Below are 3,739 nucleotides of genomic sequence, written 5' to 3'. Positions count from 1 at the left end.
TTGCATGATCTTACCCTCTGGAAAATGAGCCTTCGACCCGGCTGCGGCTCATTTTCCAGAGGGTAAGATCATTACACGATTCTTTACGCTGAAGCGGGTCCGACTGGAAGTCGGAGGGTTTGCTCCAGAGCGTGGATACTAAAACTGTCTTGTATAAAGCATCCAAAATGCGCAGAGTGTTCCTAACTTAATGGCGTTTCTGCGACTTCAGTTGGATCAAGCCCGTTGCGAACTAGCGCGTGAAAAACCTTGTCACAAGTAAATGTGGTCCAATGCGGGATTTCGTAAGATTCTGTATCTTTCTGGAAATCCAAGAGCGCTCGGCTGCTTAAGTTTCCAAAATCTCCGTCGTCCTTCGTTGGCCCAAGATCATATCCGAGAGCAATCAGTGCGCGTTGGCGCGGTTTAGGCATCCAGAACGGGGACCAAATATCCGGTATGCTTGGATCATCATATATTTCACGTAGCAATCGAGCGAAGGGAAAACCGGCGACGTCTTGTTTGTATCCGGGACAGATATCGTGATGACCATGGTGATCACGCCAACCGATGTCCGGCCAGCGTCCGATGATCTCTTTGCCGACATCGACCATCATTTCAAATTGTTCATCCGGCCATGGCTCGATCTTCATGATCCACTTGCTGTCTGTGTTGACGGCCTCGATCCAATCAGAGCTGGCGGGATGACCAGGACGCTCATAGCCGTCGTTGCAGGTTTCTATACCAATACACGCTCGGGCGCCTTTGGTTCTGTTGGTGGAAGCTTTGCCATCCCACCTCATTTTCTGACCTATACCTGCATGCCACGAACGGTTCTCGAGGGTGACATAGCGATCCGTACCTTCGGAAAACGTCTGGCCCACACAATAGTGAGATGACACCCTGGAGGCATGTGTCGCCAGACCACCAAGTATTCGTCGGCAATCCGCAAGCGATCTCAGCGCCGTCCAATGCCAGGTCACGCCCCGAGGCTTGTTTTGTGTGGCCGTTGTCCAACCCCGTCCAACCGCGTGACCTTGGTTCAATGGAATAAGATGATCATTGAATTGAAAATTCATGTTGTCTCCATTCATTTTTCTAAAAACTTCAATCTGCCTGAACCTTCGGCATCACGCCCTCAACGGCGAGCCTGCTTTGTGGGTCTGCTCCACAACGCGGCGGGCAGCTTGTTCAGGGCAAAACCGCCAGTATCTCTCTCTCAAGCAAGTCGGGCTCAGTGTACTGAGGCAAATGGCCCGTAGAGATGTTGACCAAGGTTGTGCCTGGCCAGGCCGACGTCATCGAGCTTTGCAGAGCGGGGGGAATGATCCGATCCTCGCTGCAATGCACGTAGTGCCGCGGAACTGACGATATCCCTTGCGTATCTTCAAAGGGTGCGTTCAAGGGACGCAGTGGCTGTGGTACCAACACGTCTGCTCCCACGCCTGCTTGTGTAAATTCATCCAACAAGTCGGTTACGTCAGTACCGGCGACCGCTGACAGGTCTTTGATGGTATCTCCCGGGCGCGGCATCATCGCTGCCACGTAGATCAGCCCGCTGATCTGGGCGACGTGTTGGGCCGCAGTTTGAGATATCACGAAGCCACCCATAGAGTGCCCTATCAAAACGGATTTCTCCGTTGATAACAGCGCCTCCGCCACCTCATCCACGTAGTCTGACAAATCGGTGGTCCAGTATTCGAAGAAGCTTCCGTGACCAGGTAAGGTTATATTGGCAACGTCGTGTCCCCCTGCCTTAAGTCTTCTGGGAAGATCACTCCAACTGCGTTTGGTGGCTGCCATTCCGTGAACTAAAACAACGCGTGCCAATGTCTTTCCTCCTATGCAAACGCTTCACCCTTAGGACGTCCGATAATAAATCAACGAATTCGATAAGGGCTAAATCTTTGCACAGTTTGACAACGATACCGTCATCGTCATCACCCAAATGGTCTATTGATTAGCCTTTTTGAGGTAGTCGGCGCCAAATCCCATCATCAACCGCACAAATTGGGTACGCGTGGCGCAGTTGGTTTTTGAAAGAATTGATTTCACCTGGGCATTGATCGTGGCCACGGATCGCTCTCTACGTTCCGCGATCTGTCGGTTGGTCAGACCTTGCGCGATCGCCTCAGCAAGCGAAATTTCGGTGTTGGAAAGCCCAAATGCGCTTTGCAGCAAACCAGTCTGACACTTGATCGGCTGGCTGGTGTCGGAACTGTAGACAATGAACCCGTCAAAGGACTTGGACCCGATTTCATGCGACCGGTGCAACGGGACAACTTCAATACATAAAAATACGTCTTCCTCTGCGGCAATCGCCTCTTTCCGGGGGCGGGCGCCAAACTTTCCATGGTTCGAGACATCGGACTTTAGCATCTCAAATCGTTGCTCCCAGCCTGGCTTGTACAAACGAAGTGTTCCTGACGCATCGGTATAGAACACCCTGTAGCTACTGCGCTGTCGGCGGAATTCTTCATTCTCTACAACCACATTTCCCTTGGAATCGAGAATGCAGACGCCGATGATGAGGCGGTCCATGGCCGCCAACAGGCTGCGATGTTCAAGAGCAAGTTGGCTGGTCGGACGCCCCAGATGAAAGGCTTTTGCGACATGCGGCAGTACAATCTGCATAAAGCCCAGTTCATCAGCCGACAGACGCCCACGAGAGGCATCCAATTGCACTGAAAACCGAAATTGTGAGGGATTGTCTTTATTGAGCAGCCCCGCCGCCCGATGACGAATACCGAGTTTCTCGAGCGTCGAAACATTCGAAAGCGCTCTCAGGTCTTCTATGGTTGGGGCCAGCACATCGTCTTGAACAAGCTCAATTTGATCGGATTGAAGAGAATGTGCTTCAAAGAGATCTTGATCTCTGGATTCCTCTTCAAAGAAACGAGCAATATACTTCCCTAGGTCAGTTAGGGTGTAATAGCTGGAGGCAACAGTGACCGCCAATTTGCGTTCAAGTTCTCGCCTTTGCCATTCGAATACGATGCAACCGACGGCGTCCACTTGGTTGGCGATGTCCTGCAACAGGTCCGGCCAAAGACTGGCATCGGCGACTGCATCATAAATCTTTAGGACCGTGTCTCTATCCGGTTCCATAACTTGCTGGGTTCAAATCTATCTTAGAGCATAGCGTCAATGTTCCCTTGATGCAAAGCGCAAGATCGGAAGCTGTGAGCTAGATAGCACCCGACAAGAACCGGAGTGCGACAGCCAGCCGAACATCATCGCAAATTGAACGATTGGTCTCGCAAGTGCCTGAATAGCATTGCATTTGCCAATAAGCGGCCCACAGCCGACATCTGACACGGGTGAGTAATGCTGAGCGCGCAGCCCGCATTGCCGACATTCGCCGCGCCCGCAAAATCTGTGGTTGGACGAATTTGCAGATCGCGGACAAAGCGACCTTAAGAAAATACTCAGGTTAGTGACACATTCTCGTCGGACGTAGTGACGGCTAGAAGCGCCTTCTACTTCGTCGCCTGCTGTATTGAGGTTGCCTGATCTGAACCGGCGGTGGGCGATTACCAGATTCGAATTGCTCGACCAGAACAGTTTTCTTTAAAGTGTACATTAGGGCGGAATTCTCAAGATTTCTGCCGTCTACCGGCTTTGTTGCACAAATCGCCTGAGGGGATTCATCTCGTGAATCCAGCGTGATAGCTGGATGTTATGAGCAGTTGGTCCCCTACGACGTATAAGACCAGGAACTGGCCTTCGTACAACACAGCGCTGAAGCAGCGCGGTTCAT

3 protein-coding genes are annotated in these 3,739 nt (G+C 51.7%); all 3 read right to left on the bottom strand.

Features of this window, described 5'->3' with window-relative positions; genetic code table 11:
• Positions 1–182: 182 nt before the first annotated feature.
• Positions 183–1,058: a peptidoglycan recognition protein family protein gene (locus AB1E34_RS25965; RefSeq protein WP_372575185.1), complete on the bottom strand. Its 876-nt coding sequence runs from the start codon at positions 1,056–1,058 to the stop codon at positions 183–185.
• Positions 1,059–1,170: 112 nt separating this feature from the next.
• Positions 1,171–1,809, bottom strand: a complete 639-nt coding sequence (locus AB1E34_RS25960; RefSeq protein WP_372575184.1) for an alpha/beta fold hydrolase — start codon at positions 1,807–1,809, stop codon at positions 1,171–1,173.
• Positions 1,810–1,932: 123 nt separating this feature from the next.
• Positions 1,933–3,087 (bottom strand): helix-turn-helix transcriptional regulator, encoded by a 1,155-nt coding sequence (locus AB1E34_RS25955; protein ID WP_372575183.1) that lies wholly within the window; start codon positions 3,085–3,087, stop codon positions 1,933–1,935.
• Positions 3,088–3,739 lie beyond the last annotated feature (652 nt).

It is taken from the genome of Ruegeria jejuensis, from assembly GCF_041537905.1.
Lineage (GTDB): Bacteria > Pseudomonadota > Alphaproteobacteria > Rhodobacterales > Rhodobacteraceae > Ruegeria_C.
Note: the sequence above shows the minus strand (reverse complement) of the source record. Positions and strands in the feature narration are given on the sequence as shown.